Raw genomic sequence first — 21,477 nt, 5'->3', positions numbered from 1 at the left:
ACCCCACTTTCGCGCCAACCCTGCTCGGAAGCCTCCACGGCAAGTGAGGAGACAGTGAACTGCTGGGCTTACGAAACCGGCTCCGGTTTCGGTTGATATTAGTTTGGTGATACCTCACTTCCCAGCCTCAACCGAGGCGAGGAGAAACCGAACTATTCGGCTTGCGAAACCGGCTCCAATCTTGACGTGAGAAAGCTCAAATACGTGCTTTAAAGTCAAAGCCAATTCATATCTAAAACCGCATCCAGTTTCGGTTGATATTAGTTTAGTGAATACATCACTTCCCAGCCCAACCGAGTTAAGGAAAAACCGAACGGTTACACTTTCGAAACCCGACTCAATCTTGGTTTCCGGTAGCGAAAATACCCGCAAACAAAAACATCACCTTAACCACTCCCCCACCGAACGCCGCGAGATCTTAATTCCGCCATTCTTCAATTCATCGGGTAAGCGATAGAAAGCCACTGGGCGCTGAAATGGCGCGACCTGCGGTGCTAGCCAATCGGCCAGTTCTGACCATGAAAGCTGGGGATCGCTTTCGATCACCGCGACCGGACGCTGGCCAAACTCGCTATCGTTCACCGGCAAAATAAATGCCTGATAAACCTGAGGATGCCGCAGCAAAATGCGCTCAACATCTTCCGGCTGAATCCCTTCCCCACCGCTGAAAAACAGATTATCCAGCCGCCCAAGAATATGCAGTTCGTCCTCAAACCACTGACCGCGATCGCGGGTGTGCAGCCAGCCGTTCTCATCAGTCAAAGGAAGTAATTTGCCCCGCTGCCAATAACCGGCGGCCAGACAATCTCCTTTCACCCACACTTCCTGATCCACCAACCTCACCTGTCGCCCTGAAAGCGCCACGCCCACTCCGGCGTTGCCATTGGCTCGCTTGGCGCACACCGTGGAAGCCGCTTCCGTCAAACCATAACCGCACCAGCAGCGAATACCACGCGCTTCGGCTTGCTCGGTCAATTCAGTCGGAATCATAGCGCCACCTAACAATACGTCCGTCAGGCTCAGTTTTTCCGAAGGTTGAGTCAACAAACGCCAAAGCTGGGTCGGCACCAGTGACGCATGAGTACATCCCGCCAGCGCTGCAGATAATGACTGCATTGGCCGAATAACTAACGTGGCACCCACGCTAAGCCAGCGCCAAATAATGCCCTGCCCGGAAACATGGAACAGCGGCAATGACAACAGCCAGCTATCGTCAGTATGGAAAGACATCAGACTCAATACCCCTTCCGCGCTAGCCAAATGAGCATCGAGTTGATGTGCTGCCGCTTTGGGCAAACCAGAGGAACCTGAGGTCAGAGTTAGCGTCGCTAGACGTTGCCCGTCCCAAGGTTGCGGCGTTACAGGCGACGCCGCGCTGTCGGTCAGAGAAGTTAGCTCTAAGCCAGCCAAGTCGCTCCCGTGAGAATCGAAAATAAAATCGATATCCAGCCCCGGAAGCAGCTGATGCAGTAAAGTTTCAGGTAACTGCGGATTGAGTGGCAGGACGCGAGCGGCACACTGTAAAGCGCCCAGATAGGCCAGCAGCAAGCCATAGCTGTTTTTCCCTCTGACCGCAACGCCACGGCCTGCCGCCACGCCCTGATGATGAAAACTGGCCGCCACGGCGTCGATATCCGCCACCAGCCGTTGCCAACTGATAGACCGACCTTCCAGCCGCAGCGCCTCTTTCTGCGGTTGCAACTCCGCCCAGTGCCGCCATGGCCACTGGTTTAGCCGCGCCATATGCGATCCAGTTGTTCCAGCGAAATCAGCGGCAATTGACTGTCTGGCCACGGGCGTAATAGCTGCGCCTGCATCAGATCCAGCGTATCCAACCCCGGCACCGTATCCGGCGTTAGCCAACTGGCGAGCCGAGCCAATTGCGATAACCCCAGACTGGATTCAATGCTGGAACTGATTACCGCTACCAACCCCGCCTGATGAGCCTGTTGCACCAATTGTCGGCATCGGTTGATACTGCCAACCAGCGTTGGTTTGATCACGATTGCCGCAACGCCCGGCTCGGCCTGCACCTGAAAATCGGCTTCGCGCACGCTTTCATCCCAAGCAATGGCAATACCGGTTTCACGAGCAAAAGCGCGGGATTCGTCGCGGGTTTTGCACGGTTCTTCCAGAAAAGCAATGCGGGAACGCAATCCGGGATTAACGTATTTGGCAAATCCGTCGGCTTTGGCACGCGTCCAGCTTCGATTGGCATCCAGACGCAAAGTGAGATCCGGCAAGGCTTCCAGCAATACGTTGACGATCATCCCATCGCGCACGGCTTCATATAGCCCAACTTTGACCTTCGCCACTTTGTCACCGGGCAACGCCATCAGTACGTCAAAAAGCTCATCGGGATCGCCGTTACACAACGGGGCTTTACGATAATCCGCCTGTATCGGCAACGTCTGATTCAGCTCAGCCAGCGCACAGCTCAGGCCAAAAGCCACTGAAGGCAAAGGACTTTCCGCCGGTTGCTCTCCGCCCAGCCAAGCCTGTAACCATCGCTGTGTCACCGCTTCGGCTTCGGCCAGCGTTTCCTGACTGAATTCCGGCAGTGGGGAGATTTCCCCCCAGCCGCTGTTTTCACCTTCGCTCAATTCCACCAATAGCCCATCGCGACTTTTCAGCCGTTGGTTGCGCAGAATCACGCCCGCCTCCATAGGCAGACTAAAGCGATATAAACTCGCCCGACGCATTACGGATTACGCTTGAATTTGCTGAAGTCCGGCTGGCGTTTTTCGTTGAACGCGTTACGCCCTTCCTGACCTTCATCTGTCATGTAGAACAGCATGGTGGCGTTACCCGCCAGCTCTTGCAGACCAGCCTGACCGTCGCAGTCAGCATTCAGCGCCGCTTTGAGGCAGCGCAGCGCCATTGGGCTGTTTTCCAGCATCTCACGACACCAACGTACGGTTTCTTTTTCCAGATCGGCCAAAGGCACCACGGTGTTAACCAGCCCCATGTCCAACGCCTGTTTAGCATCGTACTGGCGGCACAGGAACCAGATTTCACGCGCTTTTTTCTGCCCTACGATACGTGCCATATAGGCCGCGCCCCAGCCGCCGTCGAAAGAACCGACTTTCGGGCCAGTCTGACCAAAAATGGCGTTGTCTGCGGCTATGGTCAAATCACACATCATATGCAATACATGTCCACCGCCAATGGAATAGCCTGCAACCATGGCCACAACTGGTTTTGGACAGGTGCGGATCTGGCGCTGGAAATCGAGCACATTCAGATGATGCACACCGCTGTTATCCTGATAGCCGCCGTAGTCACCGCGCACTTTCTGATCGCCACCGGAACAGAAGGCTTTATCCCCTTCGCCTGTCAGAATAATCACGCCGATATGATCGTCATAACGGGCATCGGCCAGCGCCTGAATCATCTCTTTGACCGTCTGAGGACGGAACGCATTGCGTACCTGAGGGCGGTTAATGGTGATCTTGGCGATACCATCACGGGATTTATGATAACGAATATCTTCAAACCCGGCTGAGCAGTCCTGCCATTCAATGGCGGCGTACAATTGTTCTTCGCTCGGATACAGCATATTAAGCATTCCTTTAACGGGAGAGTGATAAGAATAAACGCACCTGCTCGGCAAAAGCATCGGGATTGGCCCGATGGGCATTATGGCCAGCTCCGGCAAGGGTGTGTAACGGCAACCGGTTCTGGCGCGCCAGTTGCTGAAATTTAAGGTCTCGCTCACCGCACAGGTAGGCAAAAGGTATAGCCAACTGGTGCAGTGCAGGCAGCAGATAAGGCTGGCGACCCAAAGAGGTGGATTCAAGCATAGCAGCTACTGTGAAACCCTGATTGACCGAGCGCAAATCTATGAACTCTTGCCGCTGACTGGCGGTTAAATCAGCGAAAATCGGCTGTAAATACCAGTCAGCCAGAACCTGCGTCATGGGTTCCTGACGAAAACGCTGCGCCCAATGGGTATCACGTAGCAGACGCGCTCGCCGCAGTTCTTCGTTTTCCAGGCCGGGATTTCCCCCTTCGACCAACAAACCACGCAGCCCGGTATGTTCACCGCAGCAAGCGTGATACATGGCAATGCGCCCACCCAGCGAGTAGCCTATCAACCAATAATCCTGAATATTTTGCGCCGCCAATGTCGCATTTAGCTGACGGCTGACCTCGGCAAAATCACCGGGCGCTTGAGCAACCGAACCGCCGTGGCCCGGAAGATCGACAAACAGCGAGGGAAATTCGGTACAGCGCCCGGCTACCTCTGACCAATCTTCGCCATTGCCCAACAGACCGTGCAGCCAGACCAGCCAGGGTTTCGTGCCAGTGTGCGAATTGACGGTGCGGCAGGCCAGCGTCACAGTTCCGCCACCCGCTGCGCCAGATATTGCAACGTTTCCGCCCCTTCACTAGCCGGAACCTTTAGCTCAATCAGCGTCATACCGCCCTGTTGCCAGCTTTGCTGCACCTCTTCGTGCAGTTTCTCCCAACTGGACAAACAGGCATATCGCAGGCCAAACATAGCGGCAGCATGATCAAAACTGACGTTCTGCGGCATGCAGTAGAAGCGCTGGCGATCTTCTTCCGGCGTTGGCAACAGGGAGAAAATCTGTCCGCCGTTATTGTTCACCACTAACAGTACCGTCGGAGCCGAGCATTGGCGCAGTAACGCCAGGGCGTTCAGATCGTAGAGCGCAGAAAGATCGCCGACGATAGCCAGAGTCGGTTTGGCGGTAGCGCGCTGCACACCGGCGGCGGTGGAAAGCAGGCCGTCGATGCCGCTGGCGCCGCGATTGCTGTAAACCGGATAGCCAGCGGGAAGCTGGCCTAGCGCATCCACTAAACGCACGATCAGGCTATTACCGACAAAAAGCTGCCCGTTTTCCGGCAGTAATTCCGCCAGTCGATGGGCCACCGTGGCTTCACCAAATTTGTCGTTCAGATATTCTGCCACGCAGCCTTCGGCGCTGTCGGACCACAAAGCCAGCTCTCCGGCCCAAGGGGCTCGCGGCTGCGCCGGATGTAGCTCCAACCATTCGTCGATATTGGCTAACAACCGCCGCCCGCGGTGGTTAGCCGGATCGAGGCGACCCGCTAAATGATCCACCAGCCAGTATTCTTCCGGTTGACACTGAGCCTGCCATTGCAATAACTGTTTGCCCGTCAGGCTGCTGCCGAATTGCACCACCACCTGCGTCTGCTGTAACAGTTTTTGCGCCTGCGGATGCCCTAGCCATAAATCCGCACAGGGCAGCGGCTGGCCGGTTTGAGATAGCACATCCCCCAATAGCGGCCAGCCCAATTGCTGCGCCCACTCAGCAACCTGAATACCTTCTTCTGCGCTCATGCGTCCGGCAATAACAACGCCGCGTTTTTGGCGCCAGAAATACCAATCAGACTGAACGGCATGGCTAACAGGATATGAGGATTTTAACCAAGGCTCGCGGCGTTCCCACCAGTCTCCCAGCGCCGCGGACCATTCGGCATATTGGCTATCATCACCGCCGTACAATGGCTCGGCAAAAGGACAATTGATATGCAATGCCCCTTGCTGTAACTGCGCCATCGCGTTATCCAGGCTGGAAACCAGCCAACTTGCGGGAATATCCGGCGTAGGGCGTGGCAGATTGAGACTCGCATTGGGATGGCTGGCGAACATACCGGGCTGACGAATCGCCTGATTTGCGCCGCAGTCAATTAGTTCTGGCGGGCGATCCGCCGTCAGAAAGACCAGACGCTCGCCGGTCAGCCCGGCTTCTATCAGCGCGGGATACAAATTGGCCGCCGCCGTACCGGAAGTGACAATCACCGCCACCGGCTGAGCCGAAGCCTTAGCCAGCCCTAGCGCCAAATGCCCCAAACCGCGTTCATCAAAATGGGTATGGCAAACCAGCGACGGATTCGCCGCCGCAGCCAGCGTTAAGGGCGTAGAGCGAGACCCTGGGGCAATGCAGATATGACGCACACCGTGGCGGGTCAATGCCTCCAGTAGCAAGGCCGCCCAACGGCGGTTAAAGACGCTTGTCGACATGGTTCGCTCAACAGTCAGTTAACAGGCTGATAGCCTAAATAAATATTTTTACTCGGCAGCGAAGGAAAAGCCCTGCGCTAGGCCAAAGTTTTACCGATGAATAACGGCGATATAGTTTACACCTGCCGAATCAACGCCACAATCCGCCCTCATAGGCGGTAGGGGTAATTACCCACTATTAGTTAGTGGTTATCGACTAAGGGCTTATTTTTCCAACAGACTGCGTAATCCAGCGGATTTATTTTCGATTTCCTGCCATTCCATTAATGGGTCAGAACCGGCGACGATGCCAGCGCCAGCATAAATCTGAACCTGATCGCCCTCGATTTGCGCCGAGCGCAGCGCCACCGCGAATTCCGATTGCGCCAATGAAAAATAGCCTGAGGAACCGGCGTACCAGCCGCGAGAAAACGGCTCTGCATCGAGGATAAACAACCGCGCTGGTTCACGTGGCAATCCCGCCACTGCTGCCGTGGGCTGCAAACGCTGTAGACAATCGGCATCAGTGACATTCGGCTGTAATTGCGCCCGAATCCGACGGCGCAAATGCTGCACTTTGCGCAGACGAATCACCTCGGCAGGCATCACATCCACCGCTGAAACCCCGCCTTGCAGGCGCTGGCAGATATCGTCTACCACCAGCAGGTTTTCCCGCTGATTCTTATCGTCACCGGCTAACCAATGGGCTAAGCACGCGGCTTTGGCATCATCCTTATCATTCGCCACGGTTCCCGCCAGCGCCTCGGTTTCCAACTGTGATTGCTGACGGCGATACAGACGTTCCGGACTGGAGCCCAGAAACGCCCGCCGATCGTCAAAACGCAGCATAAAGTGGAAACACTGGTGATTAACCTGACGACTGGCGGCCATAAATGCCGGGCTGAATAAGGTTTCCCGCAGGGTCAGATGAGTCATGCGCGCCAGTACCACTTTTTCCATCTGCTGGTTGGCAATGGCCCGTAATGCCTGTTCCAGCAGTTGGCACCAGCCTTTTTGATCGGGCTGGTGAACAAGAGTTTCAACGCTGACCGTCAGTTCAGGAATTGGCCGCGGAGCGAGTAATTGCTCGATGAAATCCAGCGCCAGACAAACATCCTGTTGCAGGGAGGTTTCACTGGCTAAATTGAGCGTCAGGCTAATTTCTCCACCGCGACGCAGCAATTGCAATCGCGGTAGAAAAAAGAAAGCGGAGGAAATGTCTGTTTCATTGGCGATAGCCGGAAAGGGTTCAAAGGCATTCAGCCCCCAAATACGTAATCCGGCATGATTTTTATATTGCCGGATAAATTCATCGGCGGCAGACATATCACGGAATAAACGCACCTGACCACATACCGCAGCCTCTTCATGTCCATCGCGGTGACGCCAGTAAAACTGCGGAAAAACAGGCTGCGTTGCCAACCATTCCAGCAATTGACTGCCAAGCACGGCAGGGGCTGGCAAAGCGATCTGTCGGACACCGGCCCGATCGGGAAAGTCAGCATCCAAAAGGTGCCGTAATTCTTCCAGCAAATCAGAGAGTTGTGTCACGCGCACCTCGGTATATCAACATAAAGAATGTGATTATACGGAGTGAACATCAGAAAAGAAGTTCTATTACACACTTAGCACCGGATACCGCGGATGCCATAAACAACATTGGCCTACATTAAGCTAAGATTATCCCTAAAAAAATACCCGCCAGAAGCGGGTATTCAGTGATTTTCAATATCCATTACGTTATTTCACTGCCTCGGCATTCAGAGACGCTAACTGTTTTAGTTTTACACTGTTCATTCCTGGCAATACAAATGGCTGCATTGCCGTATCCGCAGGAATTTGAGTTAAAGGTACAGTCGGTGAACCTACAGATAAGTCCCATTCGCCCATTAAAACATTATATTCAATGTTGGCCACATTATTGCTGGTAAGATCCAATAATACCGATGGCCCGGTCGCTTTAACAATCGCAGTACCAACGCCAAAGGCTGATCCGATTAGCGAAATCGTTACGGTCTGTAAGGGCTCCAGGAATAAATTAACATTCGGATTACACACAAAGGCTGCAATAGGTACGCCATTATCCCCTGCCAGACCGGCCACAATATTCACCCCGGGAGTTTGGTTGATGATACGGATCCCCGTAGGAATACCACCACCGGACAGTTTTGTTAGCTGTTTGGCCACAATACCAAAGCTGTCGCTTAGTTTCGCCGACATGGATTGCCCTACGGTAACACTGCCATCAGGAATTACCTGATCCACCAAAGAGTCATAAACCTGATAAGAAGGATCAAAAGTAACGTTTATCGGATTATTCGGAACAATATTGGTATTAGCCACGTTAAACCAAACAACCGGAACCCCATTAGTATTACTGGCACTTGCTCCACGGAATGCAGCAAGTGAGAAATTATTGCTTTTACAGAAATCGCTAAATTCCTGAGACACTTTAATTAATATTTGTTTCGGCATAATATATATCCTTCCAACATTAGTTTTTCGCTTTAGATAAAGCGCTGTGTGTAAAATAAAAAAATAAAACAAACTGCATTGCTACGTCTCGATATCGGCAATCAACACCGACCCAAGATTTAAAGTCAAAAATAAAATCTCTATTTTAATTACAAGAATAAATAAGAGTGAAAACGTCAACAAAACAAAAGAAAATATTATGGGTGAAAAAAAATTAGCGAAGACCAGCCCCTGAACCACATGAGAAAGTAAAGAAAAAATCAATATTTACATAGAGATAATAAAATTAATTCAACATTTCCAGTGAATACATTAATTGCCATTTCATTAGTATTCCGGAAGTAAGATTAAGGTTAGTTTATATACTCAAGCCTTCAAATACGTTTTTTTGTTTTTTCCATTTAGCGTGACGCTCATCACACTTTTAAAATCGCAAAATAATTGACGATTCCGAATTCCTCCAACTGATCAGTAGGTTATGAGCCAATAAAAATATCTATTAATTTTAAAGAAAACAAAACGGCTCATCCGCTAGAAAAAAATAATACATTTTAAAAATAAACTCATACCTATGAATTACAGCGTCTTAATAAATTACAATATTTAGTTTATATAATCGCCACAAACCTATTAATCATTGTTATAGATGAAATTAAACAAACCTAAATACATAAGATGATAATAGTAATATGATTTATGTTGCCCTGGTAAAAATAACACATGAAAAACTAATCATTAGTCGCACACGTAACTATTTCCGTGGATTTCTGACTGAAAAAACGCAATATGCTGGCCAAAAAAAACGGCTCATACATAAATGAGCCGTTGAGTCACTCCATCAGATTTATCGCTAGCGACGAGCCAATAACAATCCGACGATCAGGCCAACGGTAGCGCCGATACCCACGCCGTGCCAGGGTTTTTCGCGCACGTATTCATTGGTACGACAGGCCGCCTGCTTGGCGCGTTCCATATAGCAATCAGTGGTGCCATTCAGGCGATCTCTTACTGCTTTCAGCGCATTTTCAGCCCGGGCTTTCACAATCTGATAACCATCGTCACCCATATCGCCGGATGACCGCAACACCTCTTCCAGCGTGTCGGTCAACATGCTCAAGTCGTCATCTAACGAGGTTTGTTGAGGGTCATTTACTCTGCTCATGTGACTTCTCCGTGATTAAAAAATCAATTACACCCTATAACCTTTCCCTACTAACCATAGCTTATAATCGGGCTTACCATTTTGATCCTGATGAAGATTGGCACTAAATTCCCTCACCGACGCGCCACGAATTAGGATTGTTAAAAACCGTGCAAATTATCAACAAATAGTTAGACACCTAATCAATCTTATTGAAAATTGTTTAATAGCTTGTTAATTTACCGCTCATTGAAGAGTGATGATTTCCTTGGTGAATGACACTCTCACACTGTATTTGCCCACTCTGCGGCCATATAACCTCTAAAAAACGCTACATAAAATAACAATAATTCATTTTCAAAGCTGACGTTCAGCACCACACCCGATCCAAGAGAGACTCTCGATGGAAAAGATTTCATCTCGCAATGTTATTGAGCCGGAAAAAAATGGAACCGGTTTCACCCGCCGGGAACTGCTGTTTGGCGTGGCCTCCGCGATGGTGGCAACCTCACTTTTAGGTTACCCATTTTTGACTAAAGCCGAACAGGCCACCGCCGCTGCCAACCCACTGGCTTTCGCTCGCTTCTTCAAATTGTCTCAGGCACTGACCGAACATAAAGATATCGATCAAGGTATGTCGGCACGGATTTTTACCGCACTACACAACAGTGACGCCCAGTTTGCCGACCAAATAATCCAGCTCACCACATTGATGCAGCCAGAACAACGCGCCCAGCAACTGTTGGCTGCGGCTAGTGGCCATAATCTGCAAAAAGTGGTCAGTAACATCATGGCAGCCTGGTACACCGGCACCGTAGGACACGGCCAGCAGGCGGTGTTAATCGCCTACAAAGATGCGCTGATGTACCGCCCTGCCAGCGATAGCCTGATCGTGCCAACCTACTGCGGTAACGGTCCGCTGTGGTGGACCGCCGCCCCACCTGATATCAATTTGCCTAAGCCTGACAATGTGAGCCATTCCTAATGAAAAAACCTATTTTTAGCGCCAATGGTGACGCCTCTGCCGACGTTATCATCGTTGGCTCCGGTATTGTCGGTGGCATGATGGCCGACCAATTAGTCAGCCAAGGCTACTCGGTATTAGTATTGGAAGCCGGTCTGCGCATCAGCCGCGGTCAGGCCGTAGAAAACTGGCGTAATATGCCGTTTGATAACCGTGCTGGCTCGGATTATCAAGGGCTTTATCCGCAGTCAAAATATGCCACCGCGCCGCTGTATTTCCCGGAAAATAATTACGTCGAACTCAGCGGCCCAAGCGCCGGTAGCTTTAAACAAGGCTATTTACGCACCGTGGGCGGCACCACTTGGCATTGGGCCGCATCTTGCTGGCGTCACGTTCCCAACGATTTCCAGATGAAAACGCTATACGGCGTGGGGCGCGATTGGCCGATTTCTTATGACGAACTGGAACCCTACTATTGCCGTGCAGAAGACGAAATTGGCGTAGCCGGGCCGAACGATCCGGCTAAACAATCTCCGTCTGAACGCAGTAAACCTTATCCGATGGATAGTGTGCCTTGGGCTTACGGCGATACTCGCTTTGCCGAAGTGGTTAACCCTCACGGCTATAATTCGGTGCCCATTCCGCAGGGACGCAGTACCCGCCCGTGGGAAGGCCGCCCGACCTGCTGCGGTAACAATAACTGCCAACCGATCTGCCCAATTGGTGCCATGTATAACGGTATCCATCACATCGAACGCGCAGAAATGAAAGGCGCGGCGGTACTGGCGGAAGCGGTGGTCTACAAAATTGATACCGATGAGGATAATCAGGTTACCGCCGTACACTGGCTGGATAACCAGAAACAATCTCATAAAGCCACGGGGAAAACCTTCGCATTAGCCTGTAACGGGATTGAAACGCCCCGACTACTGCTGATCGCGGCGAATGAGAAAAACCCGAACGGTATCGCCAACTCTTCCGATCAGGTCGGCCGCAACATGATGGACCACTCCGGTTTTCACTGTACGTTTTTGGCCAAAGAACCGCTGTGGCTAGGCCGCGGCCCGGCGCAAAGCAGTTGCCTGGTTGGCCCACGGGACGGCGAGTTCCGTAAAGATTATTCGGCCAACAAGATGATTCTCAACAATATCAACCGGGTTTTGCCTGCGACTCAGCAAGCGCTGGAGATGGGCCTAGTCGGCAAGGAACTGGATGAGGAAATCCGCCGCCGAGCGGCTTACGGCGCTGATTTGTCGATCAGCCTGGAACCGCTGCCCGATCCGGAAAACCGTCTGACACTGAGCAAAACCCGCACAGATGCCCACGGCTTGCCGTGCCCGGATATTTATTACGATGTCGGTGACTACGTACGTCAGGGTGCCGAGGCTGCGCACAAACAGCTGGAGCATATCGGCCAACTGTTTGAAGCCGATGAATTCAAAATCACCACCAGTCTGAATGCCAACAACCATATTATGGGTGGAACAATTATGGGCAGCGATCCGAAGGATTCGGTAGTGGATGGAAACTGTCGAACCTTCGATCACGCCAACCTATGGTTACCGGGCGGTGGCGCCATTCCCTCTGCCAGCGTGGTAAATAGCACCCTGACTATGGCGGCGCTGGGTTTGAAAGCAGCCGACGATATGGCTCGTTCAATGGCGGGCAAATGATGAAAAAACGAATCGGCGCTTTCTTGCTTTCTCTCTCTTTCATCAGCGCAGCGGCGCTGGCAGCGGACAATGCTTCTCTCAGCCAGCAGGAATGGATTCACAAGGGCGAGCAAGTCGCCATTGCCTCTGACTGTCAGGCTTGCCACACCAAGCCCGAAGGCGGTACACCTTACGCCGGCGGCTACGGTATCAGCTCGCCGATGGGCGTGATTTACTCCACCAATATCACGCCGTCCAAAGCTGCCGGTATTGGCAACTACACCGAAGAACAGTTCGCCCGAGCAGTACGCGACGGCATTCGGTCTGACGGTAGTCATTTGTATCCCGCCATGCCTTATACCTCCTACACACGCCTGAGCGGCGAGGATATTAAGGCGCTGTACGCCTACTTTATGCACGGCGTTGCAGCGGTGGATGAGGAAAATATCCCGACGGAATTGCCTTTCCCGTTCAATATGCGCTTTGCCATGATCGGCTGGAACATGATGTTCCTCGACAAAGGCCGTTTTGAACCTGACGCTAGCCAAAGTGAACAATGGAATCGCGGCGCTTATCTGGTGAACGGCCCCGGCCACTGTGACACCTGCCATACGCCTCGTAATCTGCTGATGGGCGAAAACCACGGCAAAGCTTTCGCCGGTGGCATGGTTGGGCCTTGGTATGCGCCAAATATTACTTCAGATCCAGTGAGTGGTATTGGCGGCTGGAGCAATGAGCAGCTCGTGGAATATTTGGCTACCGGTCGCACCAAGGGTAAAAATCAGGCGGCGGGTGGCATGGCGGAAGCGGTACAAAACAGCCTGCAATATTTACCCAAAGAAGACCTGCTGGCGATTGCGGTTTACCTGAAAAGTACCAAGCCGGTACGCGACCCGCTGGATAAGCAGGCGGCAGACCAGTTTGGCCAACCGGTTAATGTGGAGGAAGGATTGCGCGGCCTGCATCCGGCGACCGCCAATCATACGCAGGATACCGGTGCGACATTATTTAGCGGTAACTGCGCCAGTTGTCATCAACCGGACGGTAGCGGCAGCAAAAATCAGGCTTATCCATCCCTGTTCAATAACACCGCTACCGGTTCCAGCAATCCGGCGAACCTGATTTCTGCCATGTTATTCGGTGTCGATCGAAAAGTGGGAAATGAACATGTGTTGATGCCTAACTTTGGCCCGGAATCCTACGTCAATTATTTGAATGACAAAGAGATTGCGTTGATTGCCAATTACGTTTTACAGAATTACGGCAATCCGCAGGTGAGCGTTAGCGAGGCTGATGTCGCTGAGTTGCGCGCCGGTGGGCCGGTTCCGCTGCTGGCGAAACTACAGCCTTATATGGCCCCGGCTATGGTTGTGGGCGTATTGGTGTTAATCGCGCTGATTTTTGTATTAGGCCGAAAACGCAAAATCACAAAATAACCGCATCAGGACAGAGATAAAGCTGTTTCGCATTGAATAACAATCCGTTAACGCTCGCCATGCGTGACGGGCAATCAGCTGCGACCACGGCAAAACGGCGAAGGTGATAACGCGCACTCGCCGTTTTTTATTGCTAAAACCGAATACAACAGGCTCCCTGCTCGGCACCGGATAAGCTTTCCCGTAACGCACCGAACAGCTCGCGCCCGCAGCCAAGATGAAAGCGGGATAAATCTGGCTCCTCGGGTTGGCGTCTCTCCAACTCGGATTCATCGACCAACAGCGTTAGCTCACCGGTATGCCCGTTCACTCGTACTCGATCGCCGCTGCGGATTTTTGCCAACAGTCCGCCACAGTAGGCCTCCGGCGTAACGTGAATCGCCGCAGGGACTTTCCCGGATGCGCCAGACAATCGACCATCGGTCACCAAAGCCACTTTAAAGCCGCGATCCAATAACACGCCCAGCGGTGGCATCAATTTATGTAATTCCGGCATTCCTACCGCTTTTGGCCCTTGATAACGCACCACCACCACGCAATCCTGATTGAGCAATCCCGCATCAAAGGCAGGCTGTACCTGATGCTGACTATCAAATACTAGCGCTGGCCCTTCAATAACCTGATATTCCGCAGGAACCGCCGAGGTTTTCATCACCCCTCTTCCCAGATTACCGCTCATCACCTTGGTACCACCGTGAATGGCGAAAGGCTGCAATAAGTCAGCAATCACCGCTCGATCCAGAGATTTTGCCACACCTTCACGCCAAAACAGTTCTCCCGCGGAGAGATAAGGCTCTTGGGTATAACGCCGTAGGCCAAAGCCCGCCACGGTTTCAACGTCAGGATGCAGCAAACCGCCCTGCAGTAGTTCCCGCACTAAAAGCGCGACGCCACCTGCAGCCTGAAAATGATTAATATCCGCCGGGCCATTGGGATAAATTCGGCAAAGCTGAGGAATACAGTTCGACAAATCGGAGAAATCATCCCAATTAATGATGATCCCCGCCGCCCGCGCCATAGCCACCAAATGCAAGGTGTGGTTTGTCGACCCGCCGGTCGCTAACAAAGCCACAATGCCGTTGACGATAACCTTTTCATCCACCAATTTTCCCAATGGTAAATACTGCCCGCTGACTTCGGTTAGTCGCGTAATTTGCCGTGCCGCCGCTGCGGTCAAGGCTTCGCGCAAAGGATCGTCCGGCTGGATAAAAGACGCCCCAGGCAAATGCAGCCCCATAACCTCCATCACCATCTGATTGGAATTAGCAGTACCATAAAAGGTACAGGTACCGGCACCGTGATAAGACGCCGCCTCAACTTCCAACAGAGCCTGCCTATCCGTTTTCCCCTCGGCGTAGAGCTGGCGAATACGCACTTTCTCTTTATTCGGTAAACCGCTTCCCATCGGCCCCGCCGGGACAAAAATCGCTGGCAGATGACCAAAAGACAACGCCGCCATCAGCAGGCCAGGCACAATTTTATCGCACACCCCCAGATACAGTGCGCCATCGAACATATTGTGAGAAAGCCCCACGGCAGCAGACATGGCAATCACATCCCGGCTCATCAGGGAAAGCTCCATGCCATCCTGCCCTTGAGTGACGCCATCACACATCGCCGGTACGCCACCCGCCACCTGCCCCACCGCACCCACCTGATGCAAAGCAGCTTTGATCTGACTCGGGTAATCGGCATAAGGTTGATGGGCGGACAACATATCGTTATAAGACGTAATAATGGCGATATCGCTGCTTAGCTGATTTTTTAGCGCAGTTTTATCCTCCGGCTGGCAGGCTGCAAAACCGTGAGCCAGATTGCCACAGCCCAGCAGAGAACGGCGTACTCGGCACTCCTTTGCCGCCGCTATGCGCTGCAAATAGGCGCTTCGGGTAGCCAGAGAGCGAGCGGCAATTCGCTGAGTAACTCGTTCCACCGTTGGATTTATCGTCATAGCGTATTCTCCAGCTCGCGAAGAAATTCCACGCTGCCCGCAGGCAAACCGATAAACTCAGATAGCGTCAGCAGGAGGAACTCATGATCATCCAGATGCGGGGCGCCCGATACATTGATGCTGCCAATCACGCCCGATTGCCTAATCTGCAAGGGAAAACCACCACCCAGTGCGGCATAATCCCGTGGATTAACGCCGTAGCGCTCGCTAAGCGTGGTTTGCCGCTGTTGCAACATCAGCCCGGCCTCGTAAGAGCTGATATTCAGTAACTCCACCACATTCCGTTTCCGGCGCAGCCAGTCCTGATTTTCCGGCGTGGTTCCTGCCATGGCATAACTGAAAATACACTGATGATTCACATTGATTTCTATCGCCAGCGCAAGATGTTGCCGCTCGGCGCGTTGCCTGATGCTTTCGCCTAGCGACCAGGCTAGCTGATGGTTGAAATGGGAAAACTGCAGTACCTGTAAGTGTTGCTGACATAAGGCAATTTGTTGGGATAAGTTCATAGTCATCTCCGGCAGCAGGTTGGGCACTCTCAGCGCCCAATCCGCCTGATTCAAACGGTTTTCACTTTAGCTAACGCGCTATCGACAGGTTTTTTTTCCTTGGGAGCCACATTCAAATCGCAGTCTTTTGGCAGGGATAGCGTAATCAAACCGGCAATGACCAGCGACCCCGCCAGCATGCAAACCGCCGCGCTTTGACCGTAGAAAAACATCATGACGCCCACCAGATACGGGCCGCAGAATCCCCCCAAATTACCTAAACCATTAATCACTCCACGCGCCCCACCGGCCACTTCCGGAATAGCAATTCGGCCGGGGATAGACCAGAACGGGCTGGTCGCGGCTTTAAGGAAGAAACCGCAGAACACCAGGGACAGATAGGACACCATCACGTTATGGCGGAATATGACCGACGTGATTAATCCAGCGGCAAAACAGAACAGGGAAAGCATAATAAACAAACGGCGCTTACCGGTTTTATCCGATAGATAGGAAATAGCGTAAATACCTAAAGTTGTCGCAATAAAAGGCAATATGGCTAATACGCCAACCGACGCCATATTTCCACCGGTCAGATTTTTTAATATGGTAGGTAACCACAGGGTATAACCATAATCACCGGTTTGGTAAAAGAAATTAAGTGCCACCAGTTTCATTAGACCTTTATTCTGAAATACGGCTTTCAGCGGCGCATGGGTGACCAGTTTATTATGCATCTTTTCGGCGCGTTCACGGGCTAATTCAGTCACCAGATAATCGCGCTCTTTTTCAGAGAGCCACTTAGCCTCTTCCGGGCGATCGCTAATCACAAACCACCACATCACTAATACAATAGCGGATAGCGTGCCTTCCAGAATAAATAACCAGCGCCAGTCCAATATATTAATGATATAGCCAGAAAGCGGCGCGGTGAACATGCCGCCGATAGGTGCAAACATCATCACAAAAGCGTTAGCTCGGCCAATTTCACGCTCGGGAAACCAATTACTCACCATGGTCAGTACCACTGGCAACATGCCGCCTTCAGAGACGCCCAGAACAAAGCGTAGGAATAATAACTGATAATGATTGGTCACAAATCCGGTCAGAATGGATACGACCGCCCAGGCGCACAGGGAATAAGCGATAAATTTACGCCCGCTGCCGTGTACCGCAATACGCCCTCCAGGGACTTGCAGAAATAAATAACCAATAAAGAAGATGCCGCCGGCTAAACCAGCCATCTGGCTGGTAATACCCAGGTCGCTTTCCATTCCACCGGGTAATGCGAAGCTGATATTAACCCGGTCCATAAAGGAAATAATACAGGCAATCATGATGGGAACAATAATGCGGAACCAACGGGCATTAGGAATCTTACTGTCCATATTGAACACGCCTCTTCTATAGCAATATTTACTCTGCGATTCGGATGGCTGGCGCAGAGAATACCGTCAGCAAATTAGAATTAATTTGCCAGTTATTTTAAAATGCACGATGTGATAATTTATTTTTATTATTATTTCGAGAGGGCTAAATTAATTAACCCTGATACGAATCAACTCAAACTAATGAATACTTAATCGCCGTCGGTACCGGTTGCTCAGAGAAATAAGCAGAGATATTAGAAAATACCATGTCGCTCATTTGCATACGCGTTTCAACGGTGGCGCTGGCAATATGTGGCAATAGCACCACGTTTTCCAACTCGATTAATGCCTGCGGCACATGAGGTTCGTTAGCGAACACATCCAATCCGGCTCCGCCGATAGTTTTTTGCTGTAGCGCCGCAATCAGATCATCCTGATTCACCATATTGCCACGGGCAATATTAATCAGAATGGCATGTTCCGGCATGGCGGCAAACACTTTGGCATCAATCAGACCGCCGCTGTCTTTCCCTCCGGAAATGGCAATCACCAAAATATCGCTTTGACGCGCTAAATCGATCAGGTCGGGCACAAACTGATAAGGCAATTCACGATCGTGAGTATTATCGGTATAGGCAATTTGCATGTCGAAACCGGCGGCACGGCGCGCAATAGCGCGGCCTATGCGTCCCATGCCAAAAATCCCCAGGCGCTTGCCGGTTACTTTTGTCGACAGCGGCAAACTGCTTTTCGGCCACTGCCCAGCACGCAGGAATTTATCGGCCTGACAGAAACGGCGGCAGGTGGTGATAATCAGCCCCAAAGCGGTGTCTGCGACGTCATCAGTCAGCACGCCTGGCGTATTGGTCACAATAATATTTCGCTCGCGAGTATATTCCAAATCGACGGCATCAGTACCGACGCCAAAGATTGAGATAATCTCTAAATTAATCAGTTGCGCCATAACTTCATTGCTTATTCCAATATCACCGCGGGTTACCACACCTTTGATATTCCCTCCCTGTTCACGCAGAAAACTGGCGGCATCATCCAATAGATACAGTTTATGAACGGTAAAGTTAGCGTCCAGTTTATCGGTCAGATAATCCATTACTGGAGCAATAATCAGCACGGCCGGTTGTTTTTTTTTCATCATTGAGCACCTGACAGTAAAATAAAATAAAAAATAACCGAAGCAGTTAGCCATTATTAAACAATGATTGGATGATTTAATTACATCGCTGTTCTTAATGTTTTTAATCATCCACGGCTAATTTCTTTCTGTTCCGTTTATTTTGTCGATGCCGTTATAAAACCTTTTTTCAATACTTTATTTTGTGATACTGGTCACTGTAAATCATGTTAAGAAAACGTGTTACCTGCAACGTGAGCTGGCTATCATTGCGTCGGTATAATATTTCCATTCAACGAATTCCTTTAACCATAAATCAATTTATTCGCTTGCAATATTATCAATTGCCAGATAATCAGTAGCCAATAACCAACGTGGCGATACCACTACATACCCACGGTTATCGGACATGATTCGGACTGAAAGCATTTAACGGGTTCAGGCAGCAATGATTATCGCGGATATCAAATAGTCCCACCCAGAGAAATGCGATAATGAAGATCCACCTGTTCGATAGTAGGAATACTTTTGATTTTCTTGATTAAGATTTCTGCGGCTACTTTACCCATTTCATAGCGCGGAGTAGTCACGCTGGCCAAAACGGGCGTAGTTGCCTGACCAATATCCAACCCGTGAAAGCCGGAAATCGCCATTTCAGCCGGTATCGCGATACCCAGCTTCAGGCATTCCTGTAACACGCCAACCGCCATATCATCGTTAGTACAAAAGATCGCATCCATCTGCGGATACATTTGTCGCGCCAATGCCAACATGCCAGAACCTATAGATACCGATGACACTTTGTTAGGAGTGATATGCAAAGGTGATAGCTGCGCGTCTTCCATCGCCTGGCTGTATCCCTGATAACGTTTACGATCACGTACATCCGACATCGAACCAAACCAGACAATATGCTGTTTACCACTGGCAATGAGCGTGGAAGTCATATCATAGGCGGCCTGATAATTATTAAAACCAACTGTAATTCGATTAGGTTGAGGCTCTAAATCCATCACCTGCGCAATAGGAATTTCAGCAGCATTCAAATATTTATCTGCACGTAAAGTATGTTCAGAATCAGTCAAAATCAGGCCGGATATCTGGCAGGAAAGCAGGTTGATGATCTGTTCTTCTTCACGATCTTTATTATAGTTATAGTTAACCACCAACGTTTGATAGCCATTTCCGGCGGTGACAGATTCAATACCCGCCAGTAAATCGGAAAAAATCTGGTTATTAAAGGAAGGTACCAAAATACCGATGCGAGGATTATGCTGGTTAGCGCGCCCCTCGCCTTCATGACCATCGGCATAGTTCACTTCAACCATGACCTGCGCAATGCGGGCAGCGGTCTCAGGCGCGACCTTTTTCGGCGTGCGCAGGTAACGGCTAACGGTCATTTTCGTCACTCCTGCCAGTAACGCAATGTCTTGTAACGTAACACGCTGATTTTTCATGGGAGATACCTGACGGAATAAGGCGAATGGAGTTGAATCGATTATGCCCTGTTAGCTGGGGTAATGAAAAGCATGTTACTGGCTTAAAATGGCATAACAGATAGGATTTTTATTATTAAGCCAACGTTTTATCAATAGGTTAGTTTCATTACCCACCATCTTCCCTTCCTCAATCCTTATCTTTCCAGCCTTTTTGTTTAGCCAAAAGGGATAAAGCTCACGTAAAGAGTAACAGCTCGGCGTAACATAATTTAAAGTGATCTTAATCACGGTTTACCCTGCTAAAAAACGGTTTGATGATGACAGATTTCAAACCATCACCAGATAAATAAATACCTTGGTCAAATGAAAGGAATTCAATTTTCAGGTCAAATAACAATACTGAGCTAAAACAATACCGAACTGTGAATAATAATGTCGCCTGAAGGCAGGCCGCGTTGATTTATATAAATCAACTTATTCACGGCTACGGATAATTTAACAAAAACTTTCTGTCTATTTACCAGAAAAATAAAACCGGTTACTCAACCTCGCCGTTGGCGAAACCCTTTACCGAATAATCGCGCTCACGGCGCTATCAGGAATGCACCATGAAAAACTTATTCTCATTGGAAAATCGTAAGGTGTTAATCACCGGTTCCGCCCAAGGCATTGGTTTTTTATTAGCTAAAGGGTTAGCCGAATTTGGTGCTGAGATAATTATTAACGATATTACTACGGAGCGCGCTGAAAGCGCCGTGGCGCAGCTGCGTGACGCCGGTTTCATTGCCCACGCCGCAGCCTTTAACGTCACCGACCACGATGCGGTGAATCAGGCCATTGAGCAAATAGAAAATCAGATAGGTGCTATCGATATATTAATTAATAATGCCGGAATTCAACGCCGTCATGCTTTTACCGAATTTCCAGAAAAAGACTGGGATGACGTCATTGCGGTCAACCAAAAATCAGTATTTCTGGTTTCTCAGGCCGTTTCTCGTTATATGGTCAAACGCCAAAGCGGAAAAATCATTAATATTTGCTCAATGCAAAGTGAATTAGGCCGCGACACTATTACGCCTTACGCAGCGTCTAAAGGCGCAGTGAAAATGCTGACCCGCGGCATGTGCGTGGAGTTGGCTCGTCATAATATTCAGGTGAATGGCATTGCTCCGGGATATTTCAAAACCGATATGACTAAAGCCTTGGTGGAAGACAAAGCCTTTACCGACTGGCTGTGTAAACGCACTCCTGCCGCCCGTTGGGGAAATCCGGAAGAACTAATTGGCGCGGCGGTTTACCTGTCGTCCAAAGCCTCCGATTTCGTCAACGGTCATTTACTTTTCATCGACGGCGGTATGCTGGTCGCGGTTTAAGCCGACTGGCCTCAGTGAATGTGACTTGCGGTGGTGCCTAAGCCACTGGGAATGAGTGACAGGG

At 50.6% G+C, this 21,477-nt stretch carries 17 protein-coding genes; 4 read left to right on the top strand and 13 right to left on the bottom strand.

Translation table 11 applies throughout. From position 1 onward, the window contains the following. Window positions 1–381: 381 nt before the first annotated feature. From menE to DBA33_RS06425, 8 genes are all read right to left on the bottom strand, one after another. Window positions 382–1,743, bottom strand: coding sequence for an o-succinylbenzoate--CoA ligase (gene menE, locus DBA33_RS06460; protein WP_064517292.1), 1,362 nt, complete (start codon window positions 1,741–1,743; stop codon window positions 382–384). After that, on the bottom strand, window positions 1,731–2,702 hold the full coding sequence (gene menC, locus DBA33_RS06455) for an o-succinylbenzoate synthase (RefSeq protein ID WP_064517289.1): 972 nt from the start codon (window positions 2,700–2,702) through the stop codon (window positions 1,731–1,733). The genes menE and menC overlap by 13 nt, the downstream gene beginning before the upstream one ends. Then, on the bottom strand, window positions 2,702–3,559 hold the full coding sequence (gene menB, locus DBA33_RS06450; protein ID WP_049597052.1) for a 1,4-dihydroxy-2-naphthoyl-CoA synthase: 858 nt from the start codon (window positions 3,557–3,559) through the stop codon (window positions 2,702–2,704). The genes menC and menB overlap by 1 nt, the downstream gene beginning before the upstream one ends. Before the next feature lie 13 nt (window positions 3,560–3,572). Next, window positions 3,573–4,343 (bottom strand): 2-succinyl-6-hydroxy-2,4-cyclohexadiene-1-carboxylate synthase, encoded by a 771-nt coding sequence (gene menH / locus DBA33_RS06445; RefSeq protein WP_064517286.1) that lies wholly within the window; start codon window positions 4,341–4,343, stop codon window positions 3,573–3,575. After that, complete coding sequence (menD, locus tag DBA33_RS06440) at window positions 4,340–6,013, bottom strand: 2-succinyl-5-enolpyruvyl-6-hydroxy-3-cyclohexene-1-carboxylic-acid synthase (protein WP_064517283.1); 1,674 nt, start codon at window positions 6,011–6,013, stop codon at window positions 4,340–4,342. Before menD ends, menH begins: the two co-directional genes overlap by 4 nt. Before the next feature lie 204 nt (window positions 6,014–6,217). Further along, window positions 6,218–7,543: an isochorismate synthase MenF gene (menF, locus tag DBA33_RS06435; RefSeq protein WP_064517280.1), complete on the bottom strand. Its 1,326-nt coding sequence runs from the start codon at window positions 7,541–7,543 to the stop codon at window positions 6,218–6,220. Window positions 7,544–7,732: 189 nt separating this feature from the next. Next, window positions 7,733–8,467: a hypothetical protein gene (locus tag DBA33_RS06430; protein WP_064517277.1), complete on the bottom strand. Its 735-nt coding sequence runs from the start codon at window positions 8,465–8,467 to the stop codon at window positions 7,733–7,735. A gap of 850 nt (window positions 8,468–9,317) precedes the next feature. Then, window positions 9,318–9,629 (bottom strand): DUF883 domain-containing protein, encoded by a 312-nt coding sequence (locus tag DBA33_RS06425; protein WP_064517275.1) that lies wholly within the window; start codon window positions 9,627–9,629, stop codon window positions 9,318–9,320. 382 nt (window positions 9,630–10,011) lie between these two features. Between DBA33_RS06425 and DBA33_RS06420 the strand changes: the two genes are divergently transcribed. From DBA33_RS06420 to DBA33_RS06410, 3 genes are read left to right on the top strand one after another with little or no spacing between them, the layout of a single operon-like run. After that, window positions 10,012–10,593, top strand: a complete 582-nt coding sequence (locus DBA33_RS06420) for a sorbitol dehydrogenase family protein (RefSeq protein WP_120805916.1) — start codon at window positions 10,012–10,014, stop codon at window positions 10,591–10,593. Continuing rightward, window positions 10,593–12,245: a GMC family oxidoreductase gene (locus DBA33_RS06415; RefSeq protein ID WP_120805913.1), complete on the top strand. Its 1,653-nt coding sequence runs from the start codon at window positions 10,593–10,595 to the stop codon at window positions 12,243–12,245. The genes DBA33_RS06420 and DBA33_RS06415 overlap by 1 nt, the downstream gene beginning before the upstream one ends. After that, a complete protein-coding gene (locus DBA33_RS06410; protein WP_162975171.1) occupies window positions 12,245–13,660 on the top strand; it encodes a cytochrome c in 1,416 nt (471 codons plus the stop codon). Before DBA33_RS06415 ends, DBA33_RS06410 begins: the two co-directional genes overlap by 1 nt. 133 nt (window positions 13,661–13,793) lie before the next feature. Here the strand turns inward: DBA33_RS06410 and edd are convergent, their stop codons facing one another. The 5 genes from edd to DBA33_RS06385 all read right to left on the bottom strand — a co-directional run bounded on the left by edd (window position 13,794) and on the right by DBA33_RS06385 (window position 20,058). Further along, window positions 13,794–15,605: a phosphogluconate dehydratase gene (gene edd / locus DBA33_RS06405; RefSeq protein ID WP_201030834.1), complete on the bottom strand. Its 1,812-nt coding sequence runs from the start codon at window positions 15,603–15,605 to the stop codon at window positions 13,794–13,796. Window positions 15,606–15,607: 2 nt separating this feature from the next. Continuing rightward, window positions 15,608–16,120 carry a heme-degrading domain-containing protein gene (locus DBA33_RS06400; RefSeq protein WP_120805936.1) on the bottom strand — a complete coding sequence of 171 codons (513 nt, stop codon included), beginning with the start codon at window positions 16,118–16,120 and terminating at the stop codon, window positions 15,608–15,610. A 50-nt stretch (window positions 16,121–16,170) separates the two neighbouring features. Beyond that, window positions 16,171–17,487 carry an MFS transporter gene (locus tag DBA33_RS06395; RefSeq protein WP_120805909.1) on the bottom strand — a complete coding sequence of 439 codons (1,317 nt, stop codon included), beginning with the start codon at window positions 17,485–17,487 and terminating at the stop codon, window positions 16,171–16,173. A gap of 175 nt (window positions 17,488–17,662) precedes the next feature. Then, on the bottom strand, window positions 17,663–18,622 hold the full coding sequence (locus DBA33_RS06390) for a 2-hydroxyacid dehydrogenase (protein ID WP_120805907.1): 960 nt from the start codon (window positions 18,620–18,622) through the stop codon (window positions 17,663–17,665). A 443-nt stretch (window positions 18,623–19,065) separates the two neighbouring features. Then, window positions 19,066–20,058, bottom strand: a complete 993-nt coding sequence (locus DBA33_RS06385) for a substrate-binding domain-containing protein (protein WP_120805905.1) — start codon at window positions 20,056–20,058, stop codon at window positions 19,066–19,068. Window positions 20,059–20,648: 590 nt separating this feature from the next. Between DBA33_RS06385 and idnO the strand changes: the two genes are divergently transcribed. Further along, window positions 20,649–21,413, top strand: coding sequence for a gluconate 5-dehydrogenase (idnO, locus tag DBA33_RS06380; RefSeq protein WP_064517256.1), 765 nt, complete (start codon window positions 20,649–20,651; stop codon window positions 21,411–21,413). Window positions 21,414–21,477: the final 64 nt, after the last annotated feature.

The sequence above is a fragment of the Yersinia sp. IP36721 genome (assembly GCF_003634395.1).
In the GTDB taxonomy this organism is placed as follows: Bacteria; Pseudomonadota; Gammaproteobacteria; order Enterobacterales; family Enterobacteriaceae; genus Yersinia; species Yersinia entomophaga.
This window is presented reverse-complemented; position numbering and strand designations above follow the sequence as displayed.

Coding starts and splice junctions, on each gene's coding strand:
- menE (WP_064517292.1), bottom strand. CDS start 1,743: ATGGCGCGGCTAAACCAGTGGCCATGGCGGCACTGGGCGGAGTTGCAA.
- menC (WP_064517289.1), bottom strand. CDS start 2,702: ATGCGTCGGGCGAGTTTATATCGCTTTAGTCTGCCTATGGAGGCGGGC.
- menB (WP_049597052.1), bottom strand. CDS start 3,559: ATGCTGTATCCGAGCGAAGAACAATTGTACGCCGCCATTGAATGGCAG.
- menD (WP_064517283.1), bottom strand. CDS start 6,013: ATGTCGACAAGCGTCTTTAACCGCCGTTGGGCGGCCTTGCTACTGGAG.
- DBA33_RS06430 (WP_064517277.1), bottom strand. CDS start 8,467: ATGCCGAAACAAATATTAATTAAAGTGTCTCAGGAATTTAGCGATTTC.
- DBA33_RS06425 (WP_064517275.1), bottom strand. CDS start 9,629: ATGAGCAGAGTAAATGACCCTCAACAAACCTCGTTAGATGACGACTTG.
- DBA33_RS06420 (WP_120805916.1), top strand. CDS start 10,012: ATGGAAAAGATTTCATCTCGCAATGTTATTGAGCCGGAAAAAAATGGA.
- DBA33_RS06415 (WP_120805913.1), top strand. CDS start 10,593: ATGAAAAAACCTATTTTTAGCGCCAATGGTGACGCCTCTGCCGACGTT.
- DBA33_RS06410 (WP_162975171.1), top strand. CDS start 12,245: ATGAAAAAACGAATCGGCGCTTTCTTGCTTTCTCTCTCTTTCATCAGC.
- DBA33_RS06400 (WP_120805936.1), bottom strand. CDS start 16,120: ATGAACTTATCCCAACAAATTGCCTTATGTCAGCAACACTTACAGGTA.
- DBA33_RS06395 (WP_120805909.1), bottom strand. CDS start 17,487: ATGGACAGTAAGATTCCTAATGCCCGTTGGTTCCGCATTATTGTTCCC.
- DBA33_RS06390 (WP_120805907.1), bottom strand. CDS start 18,622: ATGAAAAAAAAACAACCGGCCGTGCTGATTATTGCTCCAGTAATGGAT.
- DBA33_RS06385 (WP_120805905.1), bottom strand. CDS start 20,058: ATGAAAAATCAGCGTGTTACGTTACAAGACATTGCGTTACTGGCAGGA.
- idnO (WP_064517256.1), top strand. CDS start 20,649: ATGAAAAACTTATTCTCATTGGAAAATCGTAAGGTGTTAATCACCGGT.